Raw genomic sequence first — 25,892 nt, 5'->3', positions numbered from 1 at the left:
AAATTTATTTATCTTCGGTTCTTTCTTCGATCATTTTAGACAGTCTAAAAATCAAAAGAATAAAAATTGCACAAAAAGAAGCGGCAATTCCAATTAATGCGACTGAACTTTCACCTTCGAAAAGGTGATCGAAATCGAGCAGCGTAATGTTGAAGATAATTAAAGCTAGAGCTAAAACGACTAATATAGAAGTAAAAATTTTCATTTTCGTTTTTTTAGTATGTTGTGAAATTAATAAAAAATATCTTAGATAAACAACCCTTTAACATTAGAAGCAAATAATTTAACAGCGATGGCCAGTAGCACCACGCCAAAGGTTTTTCTGATTACGCCTAAGCCATTTTGTCCTAATATTTTTTCGATTTTAGCAGATGATTTCAAAACGCCATAAACCAGTATGATATTTAAAACGATGGCAATAATAATATTTATGGTTTGAAATTCTGCACGAAGTGATAATAAAGTGGTCATAGTACCGGCTCCGGCAATCAGCGGAAAAGCAATTGGAACAATAGAGGCCGAACTGGCTTCTTCATCGCGATAAATGCGAATGCCTAAAATCATTTCCAGCGCTAAAAAGAACAAAACAAAAGAACCTGCTACAGCAAAAGAATTCACGTCAATGCCAATTAGTTTCAATAATTCTTCTCCTATAAAAAGGAAAACAATCATAATCATACCGGCAACTAATGAAGCTTTTCCCGATTCAACATGACCGTGTTTTGCTCTTAAATCAACAATAATGGGAATCGTTCCCACGATGTCAATTACGGCAAAAAGAACCATTCCTACGGTAGCTATTTCTTTAAAATCCAGTTCCATTTTGTGTTGTTTTTGAAGGTGCAAAAATATTTCAATTTCAATAAGCTTTAGCCAAAAGTACGTTAATTTTTAATAATCACTATTTTCTTGATTTTTAGTGTTTTAACATTTTTTATTTTTTTGAATTTGTTTTTTTTGCATTTTATGAATTACCTTTGCAAAATGTTTCAAATAGGAAAAACCATCGTCTCGGAAGACATTTTAGAAAAAGATTTTGTTTGCAACCTTTCAGCTTGCAAAGGAGCGTGTTGTGTCGATGGCGATGCAGGAGCACCTTTGAGTGAAGAAGAGACCAAAATTATGGAGGCTATTTATCCAAAAGTAAAACCCTTTTTACGCAAAGAGGGCATTGCTGCTATTGAAGCGCAGGGAACTTGGGTAAAAGGAACCGATGGCGATTTTGAAACCCCATTAATTGATGAAAAAGATTGCGCTTACGTAATTTTTGACGGAAAAACCGCGCTTTGCGGTATCGAACAAGCCTACAATCAAGGCATAATCGACTGGAAAAAACCTGTTTCCTGTCATTTGTATCCTATTCGTGTAAAAGATTTCACGGAATTTGCCGCTGTCAATTACGACAAATGGGATATTTGCGATGCTGCCTGTTCTTTGGGCAAGGAATTAGAAGTTCCGGTTTATAAATTTGTCAAAGAAGCTTTGATCAGAAAATTTGGCGAAGACTGGTATTTGGAGCTTGAAAAAGTAGCTCAGGAAATCAAAAAATAAATTTCAAGAAACATTTCATTTTAAGTTTTTATTCGCAGTTAAATTCCTATATTTTACGGGACTTGAGTTAATATATTATTTTTTAATATATTGATTTAAAGAGTTTTAGTGTTTATAAGAAAAGTAAGAGCAATTTTTTACTTTGTTAAAAACTCAAGGCAATTGTGAATAAGTTTGGCTTTTTAAAACCACAATAATTCACAATCTTTGTAAACACCATTTTACTAAAATAATCTTTTTATAATTCCATAAAAGTCAATATACTATGTCAGCAGTCGAACCTATTTTACAAGAAAACAAAAACCGTTTCGTGATTTTTCCAATCAAACACCATGATATATGGGAATGGTACAAGAAAATGGAGGCGAGTTTCTGGACTGCGGAAGAAATTGATTTGTCGCAGGATTTGAACGACTGGAACAATAAACTGAACAACGAAGAGAAATATTTTATCAAACATATTTTGGCATTTTTCGCGGCTTCTGACGGAATTGTGAATGAGAATCTTGCTGAGAATTTCGTGAATGAAGTGCAATATGCTGAAGCAAAATTTTTCTATGGTTTCCAGATTATGATGGAGAACATTCACAGCGAAACATATTCGTTGTTGATTGATACCTATGTGAAAGATGAGGTTGAAAAAGACCAATTGTTCAATGCGCTGGAAGTTTTTCCGGCTATTAAGAAAAAAGCGGACTGGGCTTTGAAATGGATTGAATCCGATTCGTTTGCCGAAAGACTAATTGCTTTTGCAGCGGTGGAAGGAATTTTCTTTTCAGGTGCATTTTGTTCTATTTACTGGTTGAAAAAACGTGGGTTGATGCCAGGTTTGACGTTTTCTAACGAATTGATTTCTCGTGACGAAGGTGTTCACTGTGATTTTGCTGTGCATTTGCACAATCACCATTTGGTAAACAAAGTGCCGAAAGACAGAATCAGAGCCATCATTGTTGATGCTTTAATTATCGAAAGAGAATTTATTACGGAATCACTTCCGGTGAGTTTGATTGGGATGAATGCCGTATTAATGACACAATATTTAGAATTTGTTGCCGATAGATTATTGGTGGAATTAGGATGTGACAGAGAATACAACACAGCGAATCCTTTTGATTTCATGGATATGATTTCGCTTCAGGGAAAAACCAACTTCTTTGAAAAGAAAGTGGCGGAATACCAAAAATCAGGTGTGATGAATACCGATTCGGATGCGCAAAAAATTAGCTTTGACGCGGATTTTTAGAAATAGTTTAGCGAAGTCTCCGACTTCGTGATTGTGAGAAGCGGTCTTCGACCGCCTTTGATGGGAGATAAAATTAAAACTAAGGGCGGGAGAGTTTCAGGCGCATCCGTAATGCCGTAGACTTCACGGAACGAAATTTTTTATTTTGGACTAATAATTATTTCATGGAAGAAAACGGATATAAAATAAATGATCAAACAAAAGCACATTTCATAACTGCAACAGTAATTGATTGGGTTGATGTTTTTTCGAGAAAGAAATATCGAGATATTGTCATTGACAGTTTGAATTTTTGTATACACAATAAAGGAATGATTTTGTATGGATTTGTAATTATGTCCAATCATATTCATTTGATAGTTCAGTCGAATGATGGGAAATTATCGGATTTGATTAGGGATTTCAAGAAGTTTACGGCTAAATCAATTTTGATTGCGATTGAGAATAATCCCGAAAGCAGAAGGGATTGGATGTTGAAACGATTTGAGTTTGCTTGTAAAAGTCATTCTCGAAATGAAAAATACCAGTTTTGGCAATATGGAAATCATCCGGAAGAAATTTACACAGAAAAATTTCTTTGGCAAAAGCTGGATTATATACATCTGAATCCTGTTCGAGCCGGGATTGTTGAAAAGGCTTCGCATTATTTGTATTCAAGTGCAAATAATTATGTGGATGGGAAAGGATTATTAGAAATTGAGAAGGTGTCAAATCCGGTCATTGATGTTTTGGATTCAAAATTATTTACGAATAGTTTGAGTTGGTAACAAGAAAGGTCGGGAGACCTTTTAACGCATCCACGAAGTCGGAGACTTCGCGGAACCAAGAATGAAACGGGAAAGCCAAAATTTATTCGGGAAATCCCGAGCTATAAAATTAGGTTAGCCCCGATAGAAGAGGAAATCCTTTTATTTGTCATTCTGACGAAGGAAGAATCTCAAATAAAAGATTGCAACGGATAGCGGGAATAGCTTCAAATAAAAAAAACAGATTAAAGAGTTCTGAATTGAAACTCATAACTTATAACTTATAATTCTAAAAGTATGGATGTAGTAAAAAGAGACGGCCACAAAGAGCCGGTAATGTTTGATAAGATTACGGATAGAATAAAAAAATTGTGTTACGGATTGAACGATTTGGTCGATCCTGTAAAAGTGGCGATGCGTGTAATTGAAGGTTTGTATGACGGGGTTACGACTTCGGAATTAGACAATCTTGCGGCGGAAACTGCGGCCTCAATGACTATTGCGCACCCGGATTATGCACAATTGGCAGCGCGTATTGCAATTTCGAATTTGCATAAAAACACGAACAAATCATTCTCGGAAACGATGAACGAAATGTATTTTTATGTAAACCCGAGAAATGGACAAAAAGCGCCATTGCTTTCGGATGAAGTGCATAAAGTGATTATGGAGAATGCGGAATTTTTGAATTCTCATATTATCTATAACAGGGATTTTAACTACGATTATTTCGGTTTTAAAACATTGGAACGTTCTTATTTGCTGAAATTGAACGGGAAAATTGTCGAAAGACCACAACATATGTTGATGCGTGTTTCTGTTGGAATCCACTTAAATGATTTGGAATCCGTGATAGAAACGTATGACTTGATGTCGAAGAAATTCTTCACGCATGCAACGCCAACATTGTTCAACGCTGGAACTCCGAAACCTCAAATGTCTTCTTGTTTCCTTTTGGCGATGCAAGATGACAGTATTGACGGAATTTATGACACGTTGAAACAAACGGCAAAAATCTCGCAATCGGCAGGTGGAATCGGACTTTCTATTCACAATGTTCGTGCAACAGGATCATATATTCGTGGAACCAACGGAACATCGAACGGAATTGTTCCGATGTTGCGTGTTTTTAACGATACGGCTCGTTATGTAGATCAGGGTGGTGGAAAACGTAAAGGAAGTTTTGCGATTTATATCGAAACGTGGCATGCGGATATTTTCGAATTTTTGGACTTGAAAAAGAATACCGGAAAAGAAGAAATGCGCGCCAGAGATTTATTCTTCGCGATGTGGACTTCGGATTTATTCATGAAACGTGTGCAGGACGACAGTTATTGGACTTTGATGTGTCCTAACGAATGTCCGGGATTGTATGATGTGTACGGCGAAGAATTTGAAGCGATGTACATTGATTATGAAGTTAGAGGAAAAGGCAGAAAAACCATCAAAGCACGTGAATTGTGGGAGAAAATTCTGGAATCTCAAATCGAGACCGGAACACCATACATGTTGTATAAAGATGCGGCCAATAGAAAATCAAACCAGAAAAATTTAGGTACGATTCGTTCTTCGAATTTGTGTACCGAGATTATGGAATATACCTCGCCAGACGAAGTGGCGGTTTGTAACCTGGCGTCGATTTCGTTGCCAATGTTTGTTGAAAATGGAAAATTCGATCACGATTTATTGTTCAAGGTAACGAAACGTGTGACAAGAAACTTGAATAAAGTTATTGACAGAAATTATTATCCGGTAAAAGAAGCCGAAAATTCCAATATGCGTCACCGTCCAATTGGATTGGGAGTGCAAGGGTTGGCCGATGCTTTTATCTTGTTGCGTTTGCCTTTTACATCTGATGAAGCTAAAAAATTAAACCAGGAAATATTCGAAACCCTTTATTTTGCTGCCGTAACCGCTTCTAAGGAAATGGCTGTCGAAGAAGGAGCGTATTCTACTTTCAAAGGATCGCCAATGTCTCAGGGAGAATTCCAACATAATATGTGGGGAATGAAAGATGAAGAATTGTCTGGAAGATGGGATTGGGCTTCTTTGAGAAAAGAAGTTATGGAACACGGGGTGAGAAATTCACTTTTGGTGGCGCCAATGCCGACGGCTTCGACCTCTCAGATTTTAGGAAACAACGAAGCTTTCGAACCGTATACTTCAAATATTTACACCCGTAGAGTTTTATCAGGCGAATTCATTGTCGTGAACAAACACTTATTGCACGATTTGGTAAAACAAGGATTATGGAATGAGGATTTGAAGCAAGAAATCATGCGTCACAACGGTTCTGTTCAAAACATTGATGCGATTCCTCAGGACTTGAAAGAATTGTACAAAACCGTTTGGGAAATGTCTATGAAAGACATCATCGATATGTCACGTCAACGTGGATATTTTGTAGATCAATCGCAATCGTTGAACTTGTTTATGCAAGATGCCAATTATTCGAAACTAACGTCAATGCATTTCTATGCATGGCAATCGGGATTGAAAACCGGAATGTACTATTTGAGAACGAAAGCGGCAGTTGATGCGATTAAATTCACCTTAAACAACGATAAAAAAGTAGAAGAAACACCAGCAACTGAAGAAATTGCAATCGATGATTTTAAAGCGATGTTGCTTAAAGCACAAGCTGCAGGACCGGAAGATTGTGAAATGTGTGGGTCATAATTAGTATATTTTAAAAATAGCAAAGGCTTCTTAATTGAAGCCTTTTATAAGAATAATAATTTTAAATTTATTTGCGGAGGTAAAAAAAATCATAAAAAAAAGGGACATCTGCGATATCCCTAACTTTGAAACTTAATAATAAAAGGCCCTGGTAAGCTTTAATTAAGTTAAATATAGAAGGTAAAGGTTACCTCACCTGCTTATTTTATACTACAAAAGTATAGAATTCGAAACTTCTTTCCAAGTTAAATTTTTGCAGAAATCAGCATTGTTAATATTATTATTCAATGCCTCTTACGTCATAAGGCGTCCAAGAGTTATCAACAAATTATTTAAAAAAAACAGGAATGATAAATTTAATTATATACAGATTTTCGCTTTTAAATAAAGCAAAAGCACAACAAGTCTTAAACTTTTACAATGAAGAAGATGACTTATTAGACACTATGAATGACTTCTGTAGTCATATTCATAAAAACATTAGGGGTTATTCAGATAGTCTAGGGAAATCTAGAACTTTTACGCTGACTGATGTTCAAAAGAAAGATATGGATAAAAGAATAATTACAGGTTATTTTGATTCTGCTTATACTGGTGAAAACGGTAAGATAAAAGACGGTAAGACTAATGTTTTGAAGTTTGATATTTCTAAAAACGATTTGTTTTCTAAAGACTTTTTTTTTCTTATTCATGTTCCAAAGAATTCTAAGTTTGGTTTTTTAATCGTTCAGAAAAAAGAAAATCATGGCGTAAAAATGGTTTTTGAAAATGCTTTTAATAATTTCATGAGATTAAAAGGTGTCTCAAATTATTTTCTGCAATTAAGACAGGCGCCACCAAGATATTTTATTAAAAACTTTTTGGAATTTGGTAAATTAAAGGAATTTAGATTAATAGAAAGTAGTTTAAAATCAAGCGTTGATTTAATAAATATTGATTTAGGAAGAGAAGAAAGAATCTTTAAACTTAATAGTAGTTTGAATGATGTGCAATACCTAAAAGATGTGCTGGTCAAACTTTTTAATTCATTTTCTCCGACCGATGAAAAGATTCCTTTTTTGAATAAAGGAGAGTTTGATGAAATAGCTTTTGTTTTAGGATATGGAGACGCTTCAAAAACTTTTTATATTAAAAATCAAGAAAAGATTAGGTCAAATATAGATGTAACGAATTTAGTAGAATTTGAAGATGGAGAAGCAACAACTGATTCTCTCATTAAAATTTCCTTAGAATTAATTAATTTTGCAGCATAGTATTTTTCATTTATAAAATTAAGGGAGTGTTTGAGTTTTCAAATACTCCCTTTTTTATTTGTTATTTTTAAGTTCAAAAATTGAATTACACACAGCTTTAATTGGAATTTAATAAAGCAGTTTTAGTTAATAATAATGAATATTCTGATTAATACTATAAGAATAATTCACTATATTTGAAATAGTTGCCAGCGTTATTGGCTCTTTTTATATTTTAAAAACAATTAAAATGGAAAATAAAGACTTTACGGTTACTAAAGAGCTATTCGCTACTCGCGGGCAACGTTTCTTGAATTGCCTCATTGATTTAGTGATTCTGTATATTATTTGGATCAGCATAGGATTTACCCTTATTGTCATTGCGGACATATCAAATAGTTATGAATTATCCGAAAGGATTGAAACCATGAACGGTTTAGAGCAATTTTTGTCAGGTACTGTCATCATGATTTTATATTACGGGTTCATGGAGATAAATTTTTCCCGCACCATTGCTAAATATTTCACCAAAACATTTGTAGTCATGAGGGATGGTTCGAAACCAGATGCTAAAACCATTGTCAAGAGAACCCTATGTCGTTTTATTCCATTTGAAGCAATTACTTTTTTAAACATTCATTCAAGAGGTTGGCATGATGCTTTTTCGCAAACCTATGTGGTAAAAAAACATGAGTTTAACGAAAAGAAGCGATTGTTTGTTCCTTCCGACCAAGTTGGAGATAATGTAATTTAAAATAAAAAACAGCTGTCATTTTGATAGCTGTTTTTCTTTATATTCGCTTATTCAAAATCCAAAACAAAAACGATGAACTGGGAACAACTTTTATCTCTAAAACGACAAGGCGACACGACCAAACGATTGCGAAAAGAACAGGACGACACGCGTTTGGGTTTTGAAGTCGATTACGACCGAATCATTTTCTCGTCGGCTTTTAGAAGTTTACAGGATAAAACACAAGTGATTCCGTTGTCGAAAACGGATTTCGTGCACACCAGATTAACGCACAGTTTAGAAGTGTCTGTCGTTGGACGTTCCATAGGAAGGTTGGTTGGAAAAAAAATCATCGAAAAATATCCGCATTTAAAAGAAATTCACGGCTTTCACATGAACGATTTTGGTGCCATCGTGGCTGCGGCTTCTTTGGCACATGATATTGGAAATCCGCCTTTTGGGCATTCCGGTGAAAAAGCCATTGGCGAATATTTTTCTATTGGCAACGGCCAAAAATACAAAGACCAGCTTAATGACAAAGAATGGCAGGATTTAATTGATTTCGAAGGCAATGCGAATGGGTTTTCGGTGCTTTCGAGCACGCGCAATGGGATTGATGGCGGTCTCAGACTTACGTATGCTGTTTTAGGCGCCTTCATGAAATATCCAAAAGAGAGTTTACCCAAAAAACCGACTACTAATATCGCCGATAAAAAATATGGTTTCTTTCAATCCGATAAAGCATCTTTTCAGGAAGTGGCTTCCGAATTGGGGATGATTTCCAATAAAACAGGAAATGACATTGGCTACGAAAGACATCCGCTGGCTTATTTAGTCGAGGCTGCCGATGATATATGTTACACCATTATCGATTTTGAAGACGGAATGAACCTTGGTTTGGTTTCCGAAGATTTTGCGTTGGAATATTTAATTAAATTAGTAAAAGACAGTATTGATACGAAGAAATACAATTCTTTAACTACTAAAGAAGACCGAATCAGTTATTTGCGTGCGTTGGCCATCGGAAGTTTGATTAACGATGTGGTAAAAGTTTTTGTCGAAAATGAAAAAGCGATTCTGGAAGGGAAATTCCCATTTGCCCTGACCGATAAAAGCAAATACAAGGCACAAATGGATGATATCATCAAGTTGAGTGTGAAAAATATTTATCAAAGCAGAGAAGTAATCGAAAAGGAATTGACTGGTTATCAGATTATAAATACGTTATTGGATAAATTCACAACCGCTTTTAATAATGATTTTGAAGGAAAGGCAACCAATTTTGACAAGTTGCTACTGAAGTTGCTTCCGGAGAAATTCCATGTCGAAAAGGATCATCTGTATGACCGATTGCTTCACATTTGTCATTTCGTTTCATTGCTTACAGATGGCAATGCATTTATACTTTATAATACAATTACTGCATCTAAAAGTTAAATTATCAATGTTTTACGCTTAAAATTGCGTATGTTGTAAAAAATATTTATTTTTGGATTCTTAATTAATTACACATTAACCAAATCAATGAAAAAAATTACCCTACTATTCTTGTTTCTTATTCCGTTTATTGGTTTTTCTCAATCCAATAATGAAAAGATTCAGAACTATTTGAATGCAAACTACACCAAGTTAGATCTTACAAATAATGACATTAATGACTGGATTGTTGAAAGCGAAGCAAGTTCTACTAGCACAAACATCAATAATTTCTATGTTAAACAGCGTTACAACGGGACTGAAATTTTTGGAGCCGTTTCCAATTTTTGGATAAAAAACGGTGAAGTTATCAATGTTGGCAGCCGGTTTGTTGACAATGTTGCCCAAAAAGCAAATGCTGTAACTCCAACATTATCAGTTCTTCAGGCATTGTCAAAAGCAATTACTGTATTAGAAATTTCTAATTCAGGATCTTTTGAAATAATTGAAACAAAAAGTCCTAAAGAATTTAAAATCAGCAACGGGGTATTGGTTAATGATCCAATCTCGGCGGAATTGGTTTATCAGTTTACAGCTGATAATAAGCTAAAATTAGCTTGGGATTTTACGATTTACGCACCTGGATTTCAACATTTATGGAGTGTTAGAATTGATGCCTTAGACGGAAAAATGTTGGAAAAAAATGACATGGTTATTTCTTGCAGCTTTGGAGAAAAGTCTAATCATGCTACACATGACCACTCAATAAATTTCACAAAAACTTTTTTTAAAGAGACACAATCTGTTTTACAACCGATGGCTGGATCTTATAGAGTAATCCCTTTCAATATAGAAAGTCCTAATCATGGGCCAAGACAATTGATTTCTAACCCTGAAAACGCAACAGCATCTCCTTATGGATGGCATGATACAAACGGCGCAACGGGTGCTGAATTTACCTATACAAGAGGAAATAATGTTTATGCTCAAGAAGACGGAAATACTAATAATGGAACAGGAATTAGTCCAGATGGAACAGCAAGTTTAACTTTTGATTTCCCTTATGGTGGAGTTACTGCTCAGCCATCTACTTATTTAAGTGCTGCTACAACTAATCTGTTCTATATGAATAACATCATGCATGATGTATTTTATCAATATGGTTTCAATGAGATTAATGGTAATTTCCAAAAAAATAATTATGGAAATGGTGGAGCGACTAGTTTTTTAGGAGACGCTGTTTTTGCTGATTCACAAGACGGTTCTACTTCAACACCGCAAAATTTAAATAATGCTAATTTTTCTACTCCGGTAGATGGTTCAGCGCCAAGAATGCAAATGTATCTTTGGAGTTATGCAGCACCAATCCACCCATTAACTATCAATTCGCCAGCAGATATTGCGGGAACCAGACAAGCTAATGATAATGTTTTTTCTCCGGGACATGTAAACATTCCTGTAGCACCAGCACTTATTCAATCAAATTTAGTGTTATATGATGATGGAACCCCGGATCCTGGTACAACTGATAATGCTGACGGATGTGGACCGGCCGTAAACGCTGCAGCCATCAATGGTAAGATTGTAGTGATCAGAAGATCTTTGGCAGAAGCTTCAGGAGGAACTCCTTGTGCTTTTACAGAGAAAGTAAAAAACGCACAAAATGCAGGTGCAACAGCAGTAATTATTGTTAATAATGTGGGGCCATCTCCTACCGTTTCGGCTTCAATAAATATGTCTGGTGCAGATGCAACTATTACAATTCCTGCGATTAGTGTAACTCAAGCAATTGGTGAAGCATTAATTACAAGAATCAAAATGGAAACAGTAAATGGTAAACTCCAATTGGGCGAAGCTCCGTTTGTAAATTCTGATGGAGATTTCGATAATGTAATCATTGCTCATGAATATGGTCATGGAATTTCAACGAGATTAACAGGAGGTCCTGCAAATTCTAGTTGTTTGCAAAGTTCAGAGCAAATGGGTGAGGGTTGGTCAGATTTCTTTGCGCTAATGTTGCAAATGAAAGCAGCTGATACCGCTAATGATGCAAGAGGAATTGGTACTTTCGTATCAAGCCAGCCTACAACTGGATCAGGGATTAGACAATATAAATATTCTCCAGATATGGCTGTTAATCCTTTTACTTTTGGAGATACAAACGGAATGCAATATAATGACGCCGATGGGAATCCTCGTATTGACGTGCATTCAGTAGGTTCAGTTTGGGCTACTATTTTATGGGATTTAGCTTGGGCTTACCGTGCTAAATATGGTTTTGATTCAAATATATACAATGGAACTGGAGGTAATAATAAAGTATTGCGTTTAGTTGTTGATGCTTTAAAATTACAGCCATGTAATCCTTCATTTGTTTCTGGTAGAGATGCAATATTAGCTGCAGATCAAGCTACAACAGGAGGACAGAATTATTGTATGATCTGGCAAGTTTTTGCCAGAAGAGGATTGGGAGTTAATGCTTCTTCAGGAACTAATAGCGGTGTTGCCGGAATTAATGACCAAACAGAAGACTTTACTGAACCGGCTGCCGGTCCAAATTGTACTTTATCTATTGATTATTTTGAAAACAGCAATATGATTAAAGTATATCCAAACCCTTCTAACGGACAGGTTAATATTCATATAGCCCAATTCACAGGGAAAATAAATCTTCAAGTGGTTGATATCAACGGAAGAGTGGTTTATAATGTTCAAAACGATAATTTCAATATCGACAAAACAATCGATTTAAGCCATCTTCAATCAGGAATTTATATCTTGAAAATCAATGGTGAAGAATTAAATCATACTCAAAAAATTATTTTAAACTAAGTTTAAAATTAATCCAATAAAAAAAGCCTGTAACTTCTGTTACAGGCTTTTTTGTTTATTTAGAAGTTGTAAACCATACCGACGCCAAGCATTTGTTTTAATTGTACTTTAGGGCCTACAGTTACTTGCTCTCCGGCGACGTCTTTTTTAGCTTTAATGTCATCGTCATAAATTAAATGAGTCCCAACATTAGCTTTCACATATTCGTTTACCACCAAATCCAATTGCAATTGCCAGTCGACATCAATATTTCCAAATTTATTGATATAATCAGAATATAAGCTCAATCGATTTTCTAAATTAATGTTTTTGAAGATCTCTGCTTTGTACTTACTGGTAACCAAAAAACCCAATTCTGTTTTAGATAATTCACCCTCCGTAATCAAATTTCCATCAACATCATAGGTTGCGCCTTTTACACCGAAGGCACCTTGGTTTGCCAATCGTTGGTCCAAAACCAGAGTGTTTTTTAATGTCAATGGAGAAATGTAAACCACAACATGCTTCTCTTTATTGGCATATTCGGCGCCGATTCCTATGAAAGTATAGGCAGGAGCAAATGGTTTCGATATCGCCAAATCAGTATTTGGATACGCATAGCCGTTTGTAAATTGGGTATTAAAGTTGAATTTGGCAGAATGGTACCAATTAGAAATGGTGTCTTTTCGATAGCCAATTGTAGAATTAAACTGTAGCGCATCATCCGTTTTTCTCATTTCAATACCATCTTGCTTGTTCATACCGTAACGGACGATCAGCTCATTATGCCATTTGATATTATCGCGTAAATAAATTCTGGTAAAATTGCCTTTCAACAAACCCGAAATAGAGCTGGTTCCTCCGGCGCTCCAGTTTACAAATGCAATTTCGGTCAAGTCGAATCCAACGGTGTTTTTCTTTTTCCAATTAGAAATGGTATCGGTATTTTTAGTAGTAATGATTTTTTGCGAATAGCTGCTTAGATGACTAATAAGCAAAAAAAAGCCAATAAGAAAGTGGTTAGTTCTCATAAAAATGGGGGGGGTGAAAGTTTTAATAATGGATTTTAATTAATAACCTGACAGCATTATTTCTAAACTCTTAACGTCAATTTTACAATATTGTTGTAGCTCTTCAACGGTTCCGTGTTCGATAAATTCGTCGGGGATTCCCAATGTTTTAATGGGTGTCTGATAATTATTTTTCGAGGCAAATTCTATAATGGCACTGCCGAAACCGCCTTTTATCACGCCATCTTCAATAGTGATTATGGATTCGAATTCATCGAAAATAGCATGTAATGCATTTTCATCCAATGGTTTTACAAAGGCAAAATCATAATGGGCGATGGCATCCGGATGATTTATTTTGGCTAAAGCCAAAGTTACATTATTCCCAATCGGACCATTTGATAAAACGGCTACTAATGAACCTTCTTTTATATAATTTGCTTTGCCGATTTCGATTTTCTTGTAGGGTTTTTGCCAATCCACAATAACGCCGCGGCCTCTTGGATATCGCATGGCTATGGGATGCGGCAAACCTAATTGTGCGGTATATAAAATATTTCTCAAACCCAATTCATTCATTGGAGAATAGATAATCATATTCGGAATACAACGCAAATAAGCCAAATCGAAAACGCCGTGATGGGTTGCGCCATCTTCGCCAACCAAACCCGCCCGGTCCAGACAAAAAATGACCGGTAAGTTCTGTAAAGCGACATCATGAATCACCTGATCGTAAGCACGCTGTAAAAAAGTAGAGTAGATGTTGCAAAATACCACCATGCCTTGTGTTGCCATTCCGGCTGATAACGTCACGGCGTGCTGCTCGGCGATTCCCACGTCGAAAGCGCGTTTCGGAAAAGCATCCATCATGAATTTCAGCGAACTTCCTGTTGGCATGGCAGGGGTTATTCCAATGATTTTCTCGTTTTTTGTGGCCAAATCCAAAAGGGTCAAACCAAAAACATCCTGATATTTTGGTGGCAAATGGTCTTCGGATTTCAAATGAATTTCTCCGGTCGTCTTATCGAATTTCCCCGGTGCGTGGTATTTTACCTGATCCTCTTCTGCTTGCTGTAAGCCTTTTCCTTTGGTGGTAATGATGTGGAGAAATTTTGGGCCTTTTATTTTTTGCAACCGTTTCAGTTCTTTGATAACCGCAAAAATATCATGCCCGTCAATCGGTCCCGAATAATCAAAATTCAGGGATTTGATCATGTTATTCTGCTTAGGGTTTTTCCCCTCTTTTACAGCAGTAAGGTATTTTTTCAAAGCTCCGACGCTAGGGTCAATTCCGATAGCATTGTCATTCAGAATCACTAATAAATTGGCATCGGTAACGCCGGCGTGATTCAATCCTTCAAACGCCATACCTGATGCAATCGAAGCATCGCCCACCACCGCAATATGCTGTTTTTCGAAATTTCCATTCAGATTGGAGGCAATCGCCATTCCCAAAGCGGCAGAAATCGCGGTAGAGGAGTGGCCTACGCCAAAAGTATCATAGACGCTTTCGCTTCTTTTTGGGAAACCGGAGATACCGTTCAATTGTCTGTTGGTATGGAATTGTTCCCGTCTTCCCGTTAATATTTTATGTCCATAAGCCTGATGGCCCACATCCCAAACCAATAAATCTTCGGGGGTATTAAATACATAATGCAAGGCAATGGTAAGTTCCACGACGCCTAAACTGGCGCCCAAATGCCCTTCTTTTATCGAAACAATATCGATAATAAAATCACGTAATTCACGGGCTAACTGAGGAAGTTGTTGTTCGTCAAGTTGGCGTAAAACGGCCGGAGAATTGATATGTTGCAGTAAGTTTTGTGACATCTTAGTAGTGTTGTGACAAATTTACGGTAAATATATGTATTGGGTTGAAGAAATTACAAGAGTGGTCAGCGAACTCGAAAAACCTTTGCATTTCTCCAAATCCGAAAACATCGGAAATTTCGTTTAAAAAATTATCTTTGTGTTTCGAAATAATTGACATAAACCCAATAACTTTAGAACAATACATTGACAATATAAACAGAAGGCACAAACTTGGAAATGTTACGGAACATACTTTTCGGGGCGTTTTACAACACTTATTGAACGTTTAATTCCTGAAATCAGAGCCACTAACGAAGCCAAAAGAATATCATGCGGTGCTCCCGATTATGTATTGATAAAAAAAGATATTCTTGTTGGTTTTTAATTTAAATAATACGCTCCCAAAATATTGCCGGAAGACTATAAAGCAGTAAATTAAAGATTAGGTTTTTTAATGCAATGTAGTTAGGTTTGTAAGTAAAGACTTCTTATACAACGCTATTGCGGTTAGATTAGAGAAGGTTTTTAAGGAGGCCTTGTTGTATAAATAAGTTAGCAGAAATTTTAAACCAATGATAGTACCAATTTTAATTTTAAGTGCAATATTTTTTGCAATAGCATTTATTGTTAATGAAAATAATGCCAAATATTTACTTTCAGGCTATAATACAATGTCCGAAGTTGAAAGACAAAATTTTGACATTAAATCATACATTCCATTTTTTCGAAATTTCCATTTTTTCCTTGGATTTTCATTATTAATCATATCTATACTTTTACTTTATTTTGTAAATTCAGATTGGAGTGGAATATTTTTAGGTACTTATCCGATACTTGCCTATGTTTATTTTATTTGGAAATCAAATCAATTCGCAAAAAATAAAAGTAAAAAGCAAAATATTACAACATATATTGCGATGAGTGTTATGTTTTTACTTTTTGTGGTAATTATTTATGAGTTTAAAAGCGGTCTAAAAGACAACGAAATTATAGTCGATAATAAGAAAATAGAAATAACTGGTGAATACGGAACAGAAATAAACATAAGTGATTTAAAATCCATAGAATTACTTGACAAGTTGCCTGAAATTTCATCCAAAACAAATGGTTTTGCACTCGAAACAATTAAAAAAGGATTTTTCAGAACTGTAAATGATGAAAAAGTAAAACTTTTAATTAACTCGAAGAAAACACCAATTATCTTATTAATTACAAATGACAACCAAAAAATATATTACTCATCTAAAGACAAATCCAATGAAGAAATATATAACGAAGTAAAAAGAGAAATAATTAAACAATGACGATCTGCTAAAAGCGGCTCCTATGAAAAGCATCATTAAGTTATAAATAGCTTTTGAATTGGGTTATATGTAGTTTTTTTTGATTTCAATAAGCCGTAATCTGGCTTGTTGGAAAAGTTGGAAACAACTTTTGGCTTATTAAAAAAGCATTATCCAAATTCATAGCCAATCAAGGATTAGGTATAGCGTTATATAGTGCCACTAACACATTTTCAAACGGGACAAAATTAGCAACAAATTTATTAGGCACGTTCAAAGAAGCCCCTTGTTTTAATTAATAACATAATAAAAAACATACGATGAAAATTATAGTTTTAATATTAATAACGATTTTAACAATATCGTGCAAGGCACAACAAACCATTTCATTATCAACTTACGATGGTTCTACAGATTTAAAAAACAATAATTACATCAAAGATATTGATGGGATTTTAGATCCATTTGTTGGAACTTGGGAATGGAACGACGGTAATAATACTTTTTTTAGAATTAAATTTATTAAAGTCTTACATTACAAAGCTCATAATTTAGAAAATGTATATAAAGATGAATTAATGGGTGGTTATCAATATGTTTTAAATGGAGTTGAAATTGTAAATACATTAAATTTCACTACTACTTTTAATGATTTAGCAACTGCATTAACTTTCGCTCCACTACTAACGGTTCTTGATCGTCCAGCAAATAAAAATTTGCATATTACTGCATCTGATAAAATAAAAGGAAAACTTTGCGGAGCTAATTTTACAATACAAGATTTAAGTTCAAATCCTTTAAAAGCACAATGGCGATTACACAATATTGAAACTTATCGTTCAAGTAATTTACCAAAAAAACCAATTGATTTTTCAATACCAACCGATTTAATCTTAACAAAATTACCTTAACGGTTCTATAATTACTTAGTAGTCAAAAGCGATTTGTTAATAATTTAAATCGCTTTATTTATGGGTGAAAATTAAAAAAAACCTCTTGTAACTGCGGTTCAGTAGATTGTTGGGTTTGTTCAATCCGCCAATGACCGCAACCAGCGGGACGTTAGCAGAAATTTTTGATTGCGTCAACAAAATGATAATCTTGATGTGAAGAATTATTTTAAATTAATAGAAGTTGTAACTTAAGTCTAATTGTCGGTTCTTTGTATTTTGGAAATTTGATTAAATACCAATGATTAAAACTACATTAAAAGATTTTCTGGGATTTATAATTAAGCCTGACGATCGACAAATCGACCTGACTGTAAAAAGTAAATTATATGTTGTTTTAATTTTATTTGGGCTGATTGGTATCCTTTCAATTGTTATCATTGATCCACTTTTAACTTTGGTATCTGAAATGGTACCCATGTCTTATAATCAATATGCTTATTTAACATGGCAAACGTCCATTCTTCTTTACGTTATTTTAGTACCACTTGCAGAAGAATTGTTTTTTAGATACTTCCTGCGGTATAATGGGCTCAAAACAACTTTTATTACCCAAAAAAAATGGACGAAAATTTTTCCAGGTTTAGTTTATGTATCTGTTATTTGTTTTGGTCTTGTCCATCTATGGAATTATTCGAATCGTACTACCTTATTTTACCTTTTATCTCCTTTAATCATTTTATCGCAGTTAGCAGGAGGGTTCATCCTTAGTTATCTCAGAGTCCGATTCAATTTTTTGTGGGGTGTACTTTTCCATGCTATGTGGAATTTGACAATATTTATTATTCCATATGTCAGCTATTCCTCTACTGATGCTTATTCAGAAAAAGCCCTAAACTATACTGTTACCATTGAGCAGGAATTATTTTTTGACGAAGAAAAGCAGCGTATGAAGATTGACAGCGTTGGTGACAAAATTATTTTCATCAATGCGGAACACTATTCGGTTCAACATATATTAGATACACTTTATAGAAAAGGACGATATGTTGCCGAGGATGAATTGATTAATTTAAATTTTAAGTCAAAAGATGGCGTAACTAAAGATGCATTTATAAAAATTTTACAAAAGGAGCTTGAAATACAATGACATTACATACGCAGACGGCGCGGATGTGTCCACAAAGTAAAGGCGGATTTGCAATCCGTGCCCGCAATCCGTTATCTCTAAGCATTAAAAAACAAAATAAAATTAGGCAAAAACAAACACTTAATAGGAAAATAAAAATACTTTTATTTTTTTTACTTGCCTTTATATCCTCTTGCAGTATACAAGGACTTACAAATGATTATAAAAAATTAGAGGAATCCCAAAAAAGCAAAATCGTTGCGCTAAACAATGTTACAGAGTTTAATACAGATTACATATATAAAGTAAACGGCACTCAATTAAAACAAGAATTGAAAGCCCACCCTAAATCAATTGTTTATATTTTTAAGAATGGATGTACTTCTGATTTATGCAAACCACTTATGGTTTATGAAAATTATGCTAAAGAAAATGGATATAAACTTTTTTTAGTGATGGATGGATTTGGCAATTTAAATGAAGCTTTAGCGCAACCTATAACGAGCCCTTTATTTGCTATAGACAGTTATCACTACCAAAAAAAGTTTAGAGCAACATACTCAAGATATTTTGAAAATGATTTAACTAATAAACCTTTCACGGAAAAAAATAAGGAATATTTAGGAAGTTTATTTTTCTTTAAAGAAGATAAACTAGAAAAGATTCTAAAGGAACTGCCAAAAACATAAAAGCCATCCACCAATATTAATTCCTCAAAATCACTAACTTCCATCAACCATCAAAAAGCGCCTTTTTTCAAAAGTTATCTTATACGTGAAGAATTAAGTCATTAATTAACGGTAACCCCGCCAGAGAACTCAAAATAATTTTGTGTGGTGCGCCCGATTATATATTGGCCAAAAAAGATATTTCCGTTGGTTTTAAAATCTGACTATTACCCTCCCCAAATATAGCTAGTACAAATATCCCTAAATTTAGGGATAGTTTGGTATTTGTTTATTATTGTAAATTGCCTAAATATTAACAGACTAAAAGGTTGTAAAGCAGTAATTTAAGAATTTGCTTATTTAATAAACTGCAAGTAGGTTTGTAAATAAAGACTTCTTAGATATGGTTTGTTTTTGTGGACTGAGGGATTTTTTTTAATTAAAATTTCTTATAAAATAAGTAGTACGAGATTTAAAACATGACAAGTTTCTAACTCTAGAATGGAAATAATTAATTCAATAATATTATGAAATCAATTGCCTTTTTTATTTGCTTATGCCTTTATACCAACATTTGTTTTGGTCAAGACATCGAAATCCAAAACAAACTCATTGGATTTGACAAAGAAATGGAAACCAACCTTATAAATTGGAATATGCCAGGTGTTGGTGTTGGTATCGTTAAAAATGGCAAACTGGTTTTTGCAAAAGGCTATGGCTACCGTGATTATGGAAAAAAAACACCAATCACGGCAAACACTTTATTTCAAATTGCTTCTAATACAAAATTATTTACGGCAACAGCAATAGGTTTGTTGGTAAATGAAGGAAAATTAGATTGGGATAAACCAATAAAAACCTTTGTCCCATCTGTTCAGTTCTACAATAATGAATTAAATAATACCATTACCGTCAGAGATATGCTTTCACATCGAACTGGGGTTACCCGACACGATTTAATTTGGTACAAATCTGATTTTAACAGAACTGAATTATTTGATAAATTAAAATATTTAGAACCTGTCCAACCGTTGCGCCAAGGTTTTTTATACAATAACTTAATGTATGCTGCATCGGGGCATATTATTAATTTGGTTGAAGGGAAAACTTGGGAAAGTTATGTTCAGGAAAAAATATTGAACCCTTTAAAAATGAAAAATACCTTTTTTAGTATTGCTGATATGAAAAAGCAATCCGATTATTTTGTACCCTATAATGAAAAAAGAGACACTACTATTCTTTACAAAACAGAATATAATAGCGAAACAGATGGTTTAGGTCCGGCAGGTTCTATCATTTCCAATATTACCGATTTATCACATTGGCTTGCAGCACTTATGAATAAAGGCGTTTATGAGGGCAAGCAAGTAATTCCGGAAGCTGTGGTAAATGCAACAATGGAACCATCCATTGCTATGAATAACGCAGCATTAAGCCAAGGTTATACTGAAATACTTAATCCGGTGTATGGTATGGGACGACAATCGGTATCTTATCGTGGGCATCAATTGGTTTTACACGGAGGTGATTTGAATGGAATTCACTCTCAAATATCCTATATGCCACAAGATAGTATTGGCGTTATTGTTTTTGTTATCGGTGATCATAGCCTTCGATACAATTCAATTGTTTACAATGTTTATGAACACCTATTAGGAATGTCTATTACGCCTTGGAGCGAAAGAGGTTTAAAGAATAGAGATGCAAGCAAGAAGCTAGGTAAAGATGGGAGAGAAAAAGCGATGCAAGGGCAGGTTAAAGGTACAACACCCTCTCATAAATTAAGTGATTATCTGGGTGATTTTGAAAACAATGCTTACGGTATTATTAATGTTGCACAAAAAGATACCCAAATGGTTTTTAGATTACACAATATTAATTTGCCGATGCATCATTTTCATTATAACCGTTTCGATACAAGTAACGATGAAGAAGACGGATTTTATTCCTTAAACTATCAAACCAATCCACAAGGTGAAATTGACCGTTTTGTAATTTCGTTAGATGAAGGCGAAGTCACTTTTATGAAAAAGACAGATGCTAATTTAAGCAAGATTGAAACACTTACTAAATATGCAGGAAAATACAAAATCGGAACAAATACAATAAATGTATTTCTGAAAAATAAAAACCAATTATTTATAGGAGGAGCCCCGGATATAGAGCTAATTCCTTATAAGCCAAACCTTTTTAAAACAAAAGAATTTGCTGATTATACATTTGAGTTTGTTATGGAAAATGGCAAAGTAACCGCGATGAAACAAAAAGACGGAACTGGCGAATATGAAATAAAAAGGGACGAAGGCGAAAAATAAACCTCGTACAACATCGGCTTGGGAAAAGACGGACTGAATACTTCGTAAATCCCGCCTTTCGCCAAGCCTAAAAATGTTGAGTGTCATACTTGAAACACGCTAACCTTTTGACAAACCAATAAACTAAATAAATGGCAGACTATACAGACGAAGAACAGGCAGATAAACCGAATAAACCCAAATCGGAAAACCCCTCAGGCGAAATTATCCCTATTGCTGACAGTAATACTACAAACCAAAATCAAGGAACAGAAAATATGGAAGTACACCACCACGCGCATCATAATCATGGAAAGAAAAACTGGCAAACGTATTTTTGGGAGTTTTTAATGCTTTTTCTTGCTGTGTTCTGCGGTTTTTTGGCAGAGTATCAATTGGAGCATAAAATTGAAGGGGACAGAGAGGAAGTCTACATCAAATCGATGATTGAAGATTTGCAAAAGGACACCACAAATTTGGCTTTGGTGATAAAAGAATTTCAATTTATAGATAAAAGACTGGATACCGTTCTGAAGATGTATCCCAAACTTTCAAAAGGATACAATGATATACTGCACAGAAATCTTAGAGCAGCTGGCGGTTATCCGGATTTTATTTATTCAGACCGAACGATGCAACAACTTAAAAATTCCGGGGCAATGCGACTGATACGAAATAAGAAAGTGACTGAAGGAATTGCAAGTTATGATTCAAAAGTAAGAGATCTTATCAATATTGATATAATAGGTGTAAACGTTGAATTTGAAAGTTCGAGACGACTAATGCGCGAATTGTTTGATCGGGAAGACTTGGAAAAAGACAGGCAAGTCAAATCAATCGCACAGATGGAAATGGGAAATAAAAATTATCTTTTATCAAGTGACAAGGCATTGCTGGGAGAATTTAACAATAACATAAGAGATCTTAAATCAGTATATATAATGATAATGGAAAAGGAAATGATATTAAATAATGATGCCAGGCAACTCATTGCATTAATGAAAAAAGAATATCAATTGGAGTAAATTAATAAAAGCCATCAACCACAAAAAAACGCCGTATTTTCAAAAGTTATCTTATATTTGAAGAATTAAGTCGTAATTTAGCTACAAAACATTAATATTCAGAAAGGTTAAATTGATAGTATGACAAAACAAAATATAAATTATGAAATATAAAATTACTCTATTATTTATTGTTTTAACAACATTATGCAGTGCTCAAATCGTTACTATTCCTGATGCTAATTTTAAAATAAAATTATTGGGCGCAAGTTCCTCAAATTTATTGGCAAAAAATCTGAGCGGGAATTATTTTAAAATCGATGCAAATAGTGATGGTGAGATTCAACAGAGTGAAGCCAATGAGGTTTCTGAATTAAATATGAATTACACGCTGAATGGGAATTATTATTTTATAACAAGTGTTGTTGGGATTACCAACTTTCCGAATTTAACAAAATTGGACCTTAGATCCAACCGTATTGTAAATTTAAATATTACCGGATTGCAATTTCTTTCCTATATTGATTGTAGTAGTAATAATCAATATTTAACAACATTAATAATAGAAAATTTACCGGCATTAGTTACATTATATTGCCAAAACGCCGGAAGCAATACCAGTAATCCTGTATATTCCTTGTTAAATTTACCTAGCCTAAAAATTATAAATTTTGGAAGTTGTAAGTTTTATTCCAATACGCTCGATAATATTACCAGTCTAGAAGAAATTTATGCGTATGGAGGTTTTAAAACAACAGTAACAAGTATTGATTTAAGTAATAAACCCAATCTAAAGATTATTGAATTAGACAATAATAATTTTTCTAACATCACTTTTTTTCCAAACAATACCATAGAAACACTAAAACTTAACGGGAGTGATTTGACTATATTTAACAAAACACTTTTCACCAATTTAAAAATTCTTGATTTGAGCTGGAATAAATTAAATGGTTTAGACGTTTCCAATATGACAACCTTATTAGAATTGTATTGTGATAATGCAAGTACGTCATTTACTTATGATTTTACAACTCTTAATGTCCAGGGATGCTCCAATCTTACTAAGCTAATTTGCTCCAGAAATGTAATTTCAAATTTAAATTTATCTAATTTGACAAATCTGGTCCATCTTGATTGTTATGGTAACAATGATGTTTTTACAAATACAGGATTACATACGATCTCTTTACAAAATTGCAACAGTTTAAAAGCAGTTATCGCCAATTCAAACCCATATATAACTGAACTTGATTTATCATGCTCCAATAATTATACAGAAATTAGGGCGTCCAACTGTACTAATCTTCAAAGGATCAACCTTAAAAATGGAGCAAATGAAAGTTCGATGAACGCAGGAGTTTTTAGTGTTTATTCTTCTCCAAATCTGAACTTGGTTTGTGTAGATTTTAATGAGCAATTTTCTTTTTTACCGAGTACGATTCAACAAAGCCCCTATTATAATTTCACACCAAACTGCAAATATAACACGGTTTTAGGAAATGTAAAATTTGATATAGAGGGCGATGGATGTCAAAATAATGTTGGCATTCCGGGCATAAAAATTCAATATAATTGTACCAGTCCGCAGTGTTACACTTTTTCCGATTCATTTGGTAATTTCACATTATATACGCAAAGTAATTCGGTCACTTTAGTGCCTGTAAATGATTTATTTCCACTATTTGATTTTGGCTTAACAGCTCCGATAACAATAAATTTTACGCCAACAAATATTTTGGCAAATGTAGATTTGTGTTTAGCTCCGGCAGGTATCCATAACGACCTGGAAGTCTCAATTGTTCCGCTTAATATCGCCAGACCGGGTTTTGATTCGAAATATAAAATCATATATAAAAACAAAGGAAACCAGGTCCAATCCGGTTCTTTGAATTTTACATTTGACGATACCATTATGGATTTATTGTTATGCAACCCGATCACCTCAAGTACATCAGCCAATGCTTTGCAATGGAGCTTTACAAACCTTTTGCCGTTTGAAACAAGGGAAATTAACCTGACATTTAATATTAATTCGCCAACGGAAACGCCGCCTGTAAATAATGGCGATATACTGTATTATACAGCAACTATAACAGGCGCAACTGATGTAAATCCAACTGATAACATTTCAAATTTGAGTGAAACAGTTGTTAATTCCTTTGACCCTAATAATAAAATTTGTTTGGAGGGGGCCACTGTTTCACCTGATATTGCCGGAAAATATGTTCATTATGTGATTAATTTTGAGAATAACGGAACGGCCAACGCCCAAGATATAGTGGTACGGGATATTATTGACACTTCAAAGTTTGATATTGCTACACTATCTCCTATAAGTTCCAGTCATAATGTGTATGCCAGAGTGACCAATATCAACGAAGTGGAATTCATTTTTGAAAACATAAATTTACCTTTTGACAATGCAAATAATGATGGTTATATTATTTTTAAAATTAAAACTAAATCAACATTAACTGTTGGAAATACTTTTTCTAATAATGCCAGTATTTATTTTGACTATAATTACCCAATTTTAACCAATACTTTTATTTCTACAATTCAAACTTTAGGGATCGATGACATTTCAGGAATAAATAAACTTTCCGTTTATCCAAATCCAGTAAAAGATATACTGTTTTTTAATACAGTAGAAAATGTAAACAAAGTAGAAGTTTACGATATAACTGGAAGAATTTTAAGTTCAAATGCAGTAAATGAAAACAAAGTAAATTTGAGCGGATTGAAGACTGGAAATTATATTCTAAAAGTTTATACAGAAACGGGAATTACAAACACAAAAATTATAAAAGAATAAAGTCAGCAGAAAAGCATTTAGCAATATTGAGGTTTATTACATAGTTTGAATATCCCACTTGAAATTGTATTTTTGCACTTATGGAAAATCCTTTCGACGATAGTTACTTCATGAAAAAAGCGTTACAGGAAGCTGAAATGGCTTTCGAGAAAGGCGAAATTCCCGTGGGCGCTGTCATTGTTATCGACAACAAAGTCATTGCCCGAACCCATAACCTGACCGAAATGCTGCATGACGTTACTGCCCATGCCGAAATGCAGGGCATTACCTCAGCCGCGAATTATCTTGGCGGAAAATATTTAATAGGCTGTACGCTTTACGTGACACTCGAGCCTTGCCAGATGTGCGCCGGAGCTTTGTATTGGAGCCAGATTTCCAGAATTGTTTTTGGCGCCAGCGACGAACAACGCGGTTTTATCAAAATGGGAACCCAGATTCATCCGAAAACTAAAGTAGTGGGCGGTGTTTTGGCCGATGAAGCTTCAGAACTGATGAAGCGATTTTTTGCCGAGCGCAGAAAGTAACTTTTGGGCCAAAAAAAACTCCCCAATTGCTTGAGGAGTTGCTAAATTT

Annotated in this window: 20 protein-coding genes; 16 read left to right on the top strand and 4 right to left on the bottom strand. The window is 34.4% G+C overall.

What is annotated here, in order from left to right; genetic code table 11:
- Positions 1-4: 4 nt before the first annotated feature.
- Positions 5-205, bottom strand: coding sequence for a hypothetical protein (locus VI621_RS02030; RefSeq protein WP_324216727.1), 201 nt, complete (start codon positions 203-205; stop codon positions 5-7).
- Positions 206-246: 41 nt separating this feature from the next.
- Complete coding sequence (locus tag VI621_RS02025; RefSeq protein ID WP_324216726.1) at positions 247-822, bottom strand: MarC family protein; 576 nt, start codon at positions 820-822, stop codon at positions 247-249.
- Between the two features lie 162 nt (positions 823-984).
- Between VI621_RS02025 and VI621_RS02020 the strand changes: the two genes are divergently transcribed.
- From VI621_RS02020 to VI621_RS01985, 8 genes are all read left to right on the top strand, one after another.
- Positions 985-1,551, top strand: a complete 567-nt coding sequence (locus VI621_RS02020) for a DUF3109 family protein (RefSeq protein WP_324216725.1) — start codon at positions 985-987, stop codon at positions 1,549-1,551.
- A gap of 265 nt (positions 1,552-1,816) precedes the next feature.
- Positions 1,817-2,794, top strand: coding sequence for a ribonucleotide-diphosphate reductase subunit beta (locus VI621_RS02015; RefSeq protein WP_324216724.1), 978 nt, complete (start codon positions 1,817-1,819; stop codon positions 2,792-2,794).
- 164 nt (positions 2,795-2,958) lie between these two features.
- Complete coding sequence (locus VI621_RS02010; RefSeq protein WP_324216723.1) at positions 2,959-3,561, top strand: REP-associated tyrosine transposase; 603 nt, start codon at positions 2,959-2,961, stop codon at positions 3,559-3,561.
- Between the two features lie 276 nt (positions 3,562-3,837).
- Positions 3,838-6,219, top strand: coding sequence for a ribonucleoside-diphosphate reductase subunit alpha (locus VI621_RS02005; protein ID WP_324216722.1), 2,382 nt, complete (start codon positions 3,838-3,840; stop codon positions 6,217-6,219).
- Between the two features lie 347 nt (positions 6,220-6,566).
- Positions 6,567-7,472: a hypothetical protein gene (locus VI621_RS02000; RefSeq protein WP_324216721.1), complete on the top strand. Its 906-nt coding sequence runs from the start codon at positions 6,567-6,569 to the stop codon at positions 7,470-7,472.
- A gap of 229 nt (positions 7,473-7,701) precedes the next feature.
- On the top strand, positions 7,702-8,205 hold the full coding sequence (locus VI621_RS01995; RefSeq protein WP_324216720.1) for an RDD family protein: 504 nt from the start codon (positions 7,702-7,704) through the stop codon (positions 8,203-8,205).
- 72 nt (positions 8,206-8,277) lie between these two features.
- A complete protein-coding gene (locus tag VI621_RS01990; protein ID WP_324216719.1) occupies positions 8,278-9,621 on the top strand; it encodes a deoxyguanosinetriphosphate triphosphohydrolase in 1,344 nt (447 codons plus the stop codon).
- An 87-nt stretch (positions 9,622-9,708) separates the two neighbouring features.
- Positions 9,709-12,432, top strand: coding sequence for a T9SS-dependent M36 family metallopeptidase (locus VI621_RS01985; RefSeq protein WP_324216718.1), 2,724 nt, complete (start codon positions 9,709-9,711; stop codon positions 12,430-12,432).
- A 59-nt stretch (positions 12,433-12,491) separates the two neighbouring features.
- On the opposite strand, the gene VI621_RS01980 is transcribed toward VI621_RS01985, so the two are convergent.
- Together VI621_RS01980 and VI621_RS01975 are read right to left on the bottom strand one after the other, a co-directional pair.
- On the bottom strand, positions 12,492-13,442 hold the full coding sequence (locus VI621_RS01980) for a DUF3078 domain-containing protein (RefSeq protein WP_324216717.1): 951 nt from the start codon (positions 13,440-13,442) through the stop codon (positions 12,492-12,494).
- A gap of 39 nt (positions 13,443-13,481) precedes the next feature.
- Positions 13,482-15,251, bottom strand: a complete 1,770-nt coding sequence (locus tag VI621_RS01975; protein WP_324216716.1) for a 1-deoxy-D-xylulose-5-phosphate synthase — start codon at positions 15,249-15,251, stop codon at positions 13,482-13,484.
- A gap of 554 nt (positions 15,252-15,805) precedes the next feature.
- Here VI621_RS01975 and VI621_RS01970 point away from each other — a divergent pair.
- The 8 genes from VI621_RS01970 (at position 15,806) to VI621_RS01935 (ending at position 25,843) form a co-directional block, all read left to right on the top strand.
- Positions 15,806-16,537, top strand: coding sequence for a DUF3784 domain-containing protein (locus VI621_RS01970; RefSeq protein ID WP_324216715.1), 732 nt, complete (start codon positions 15,806-15,808; stop codon positions 16,535-16,537).
- A 299-nt stretch (positions 16,538-16,836) separates the two neighbouring features.
- Positions 16,837-17,427 (top strand): DUF6705 family protein, encoded by a 591-nt coding sequence (locus tag VI621_RS01965; protein WP_324216714.1) that lies wholly within the window; start codon positions 16,837-16,839, stop codon positions 17,425-17,427.
- A 280-nt stretch (positions 17,428-17,707) separates the two neighbouring features.
- The gene (locus tag VI621_RS01960; RefSeq protein ID WP_324216713.1) at positions 17,708-18,556 is read left to right on the top strand and encodes a CPBP family intramembrane glutamic endopeptidase; all 849 of its coding nucleotides are present in this window, start codon (positions 17,708-17,710) and stop codon (positions 18,554-18,556) included.
- Positions 18,553-19,224, top strand: a complete 672-nt coding sequence (locus tag VI621_RS01955; protein ID WP_324216712.1) for a hypothetical protein — start codon at positions 18,553-18,555, stop codon at positions 19,222-19,224. The genes VI621_RS01960 and VI621_RS01955 overlap by 4 nt, the downstream gene beginning before the upstream one ends.
- A gap of 506 nt (positions 19,225-19,730) precedes the next feature.
- Positions 19,731-21,518, top strand: coding sequence for a serine hydrolase (locus VI621_RS01950; protein ID WP_324216711.1), 1,788 nt, complete (start codon positions 19,731-19,733; stop codon positions 21,516-21,518).
- Between the two features lie 131 nt (positions 21,519-21,649).
- The gene (locus tag VI621_RS01945) at positions 21,650-22,522 is read left to right on the top strand and encodes a hypothetical protein (protein WP_324216710.1); all 873 of its coding nucleotides are present in this window, start codon (positions 21,650-21,652) and stop codon (positions 22,520-22,522) included.
- 142 nt (positions 22,523-22,664) lie between these two features.
- Positions 22,665-25,319, top strand: a complete 2,655-nt coding sequence (locus VI621_RS01940) for a DUF7619 domain-containing protein (protein WP_324216709.1) — start codon at positions 22,665-22,667, stop codon at positions 25,317-25,319.
- Positions 25,320-25,399: 80 nt separating this feature from the next.
- On the top strand, positions 25,400-25,843 hold the full coding sequence (locus VI621_RS01935; RefSeq protein WP_324216708.1) for a nucleoside deaminase: 444 nt from the start codon (positions 25,400-25,402) through the stop codon (positions 25,841-25,843).
- Positions 25,844-25,892 lie beyond the last annotated feature (49 nt).

Origin of the sequence: Flavobacterium sp., from assembly GCF_035292545.1 — a bacterium.
GTDB lineage: Bacteria > Bacteroidota > Bacteroidia > Flavobacteriales > Flavobacteriaceae > Flavobacterium.
The sequence above is the reverse complement of the archived record's forward strand: the minus strand, read 5'-3'. Positions and strand labels throughout refer to the sequence as shown.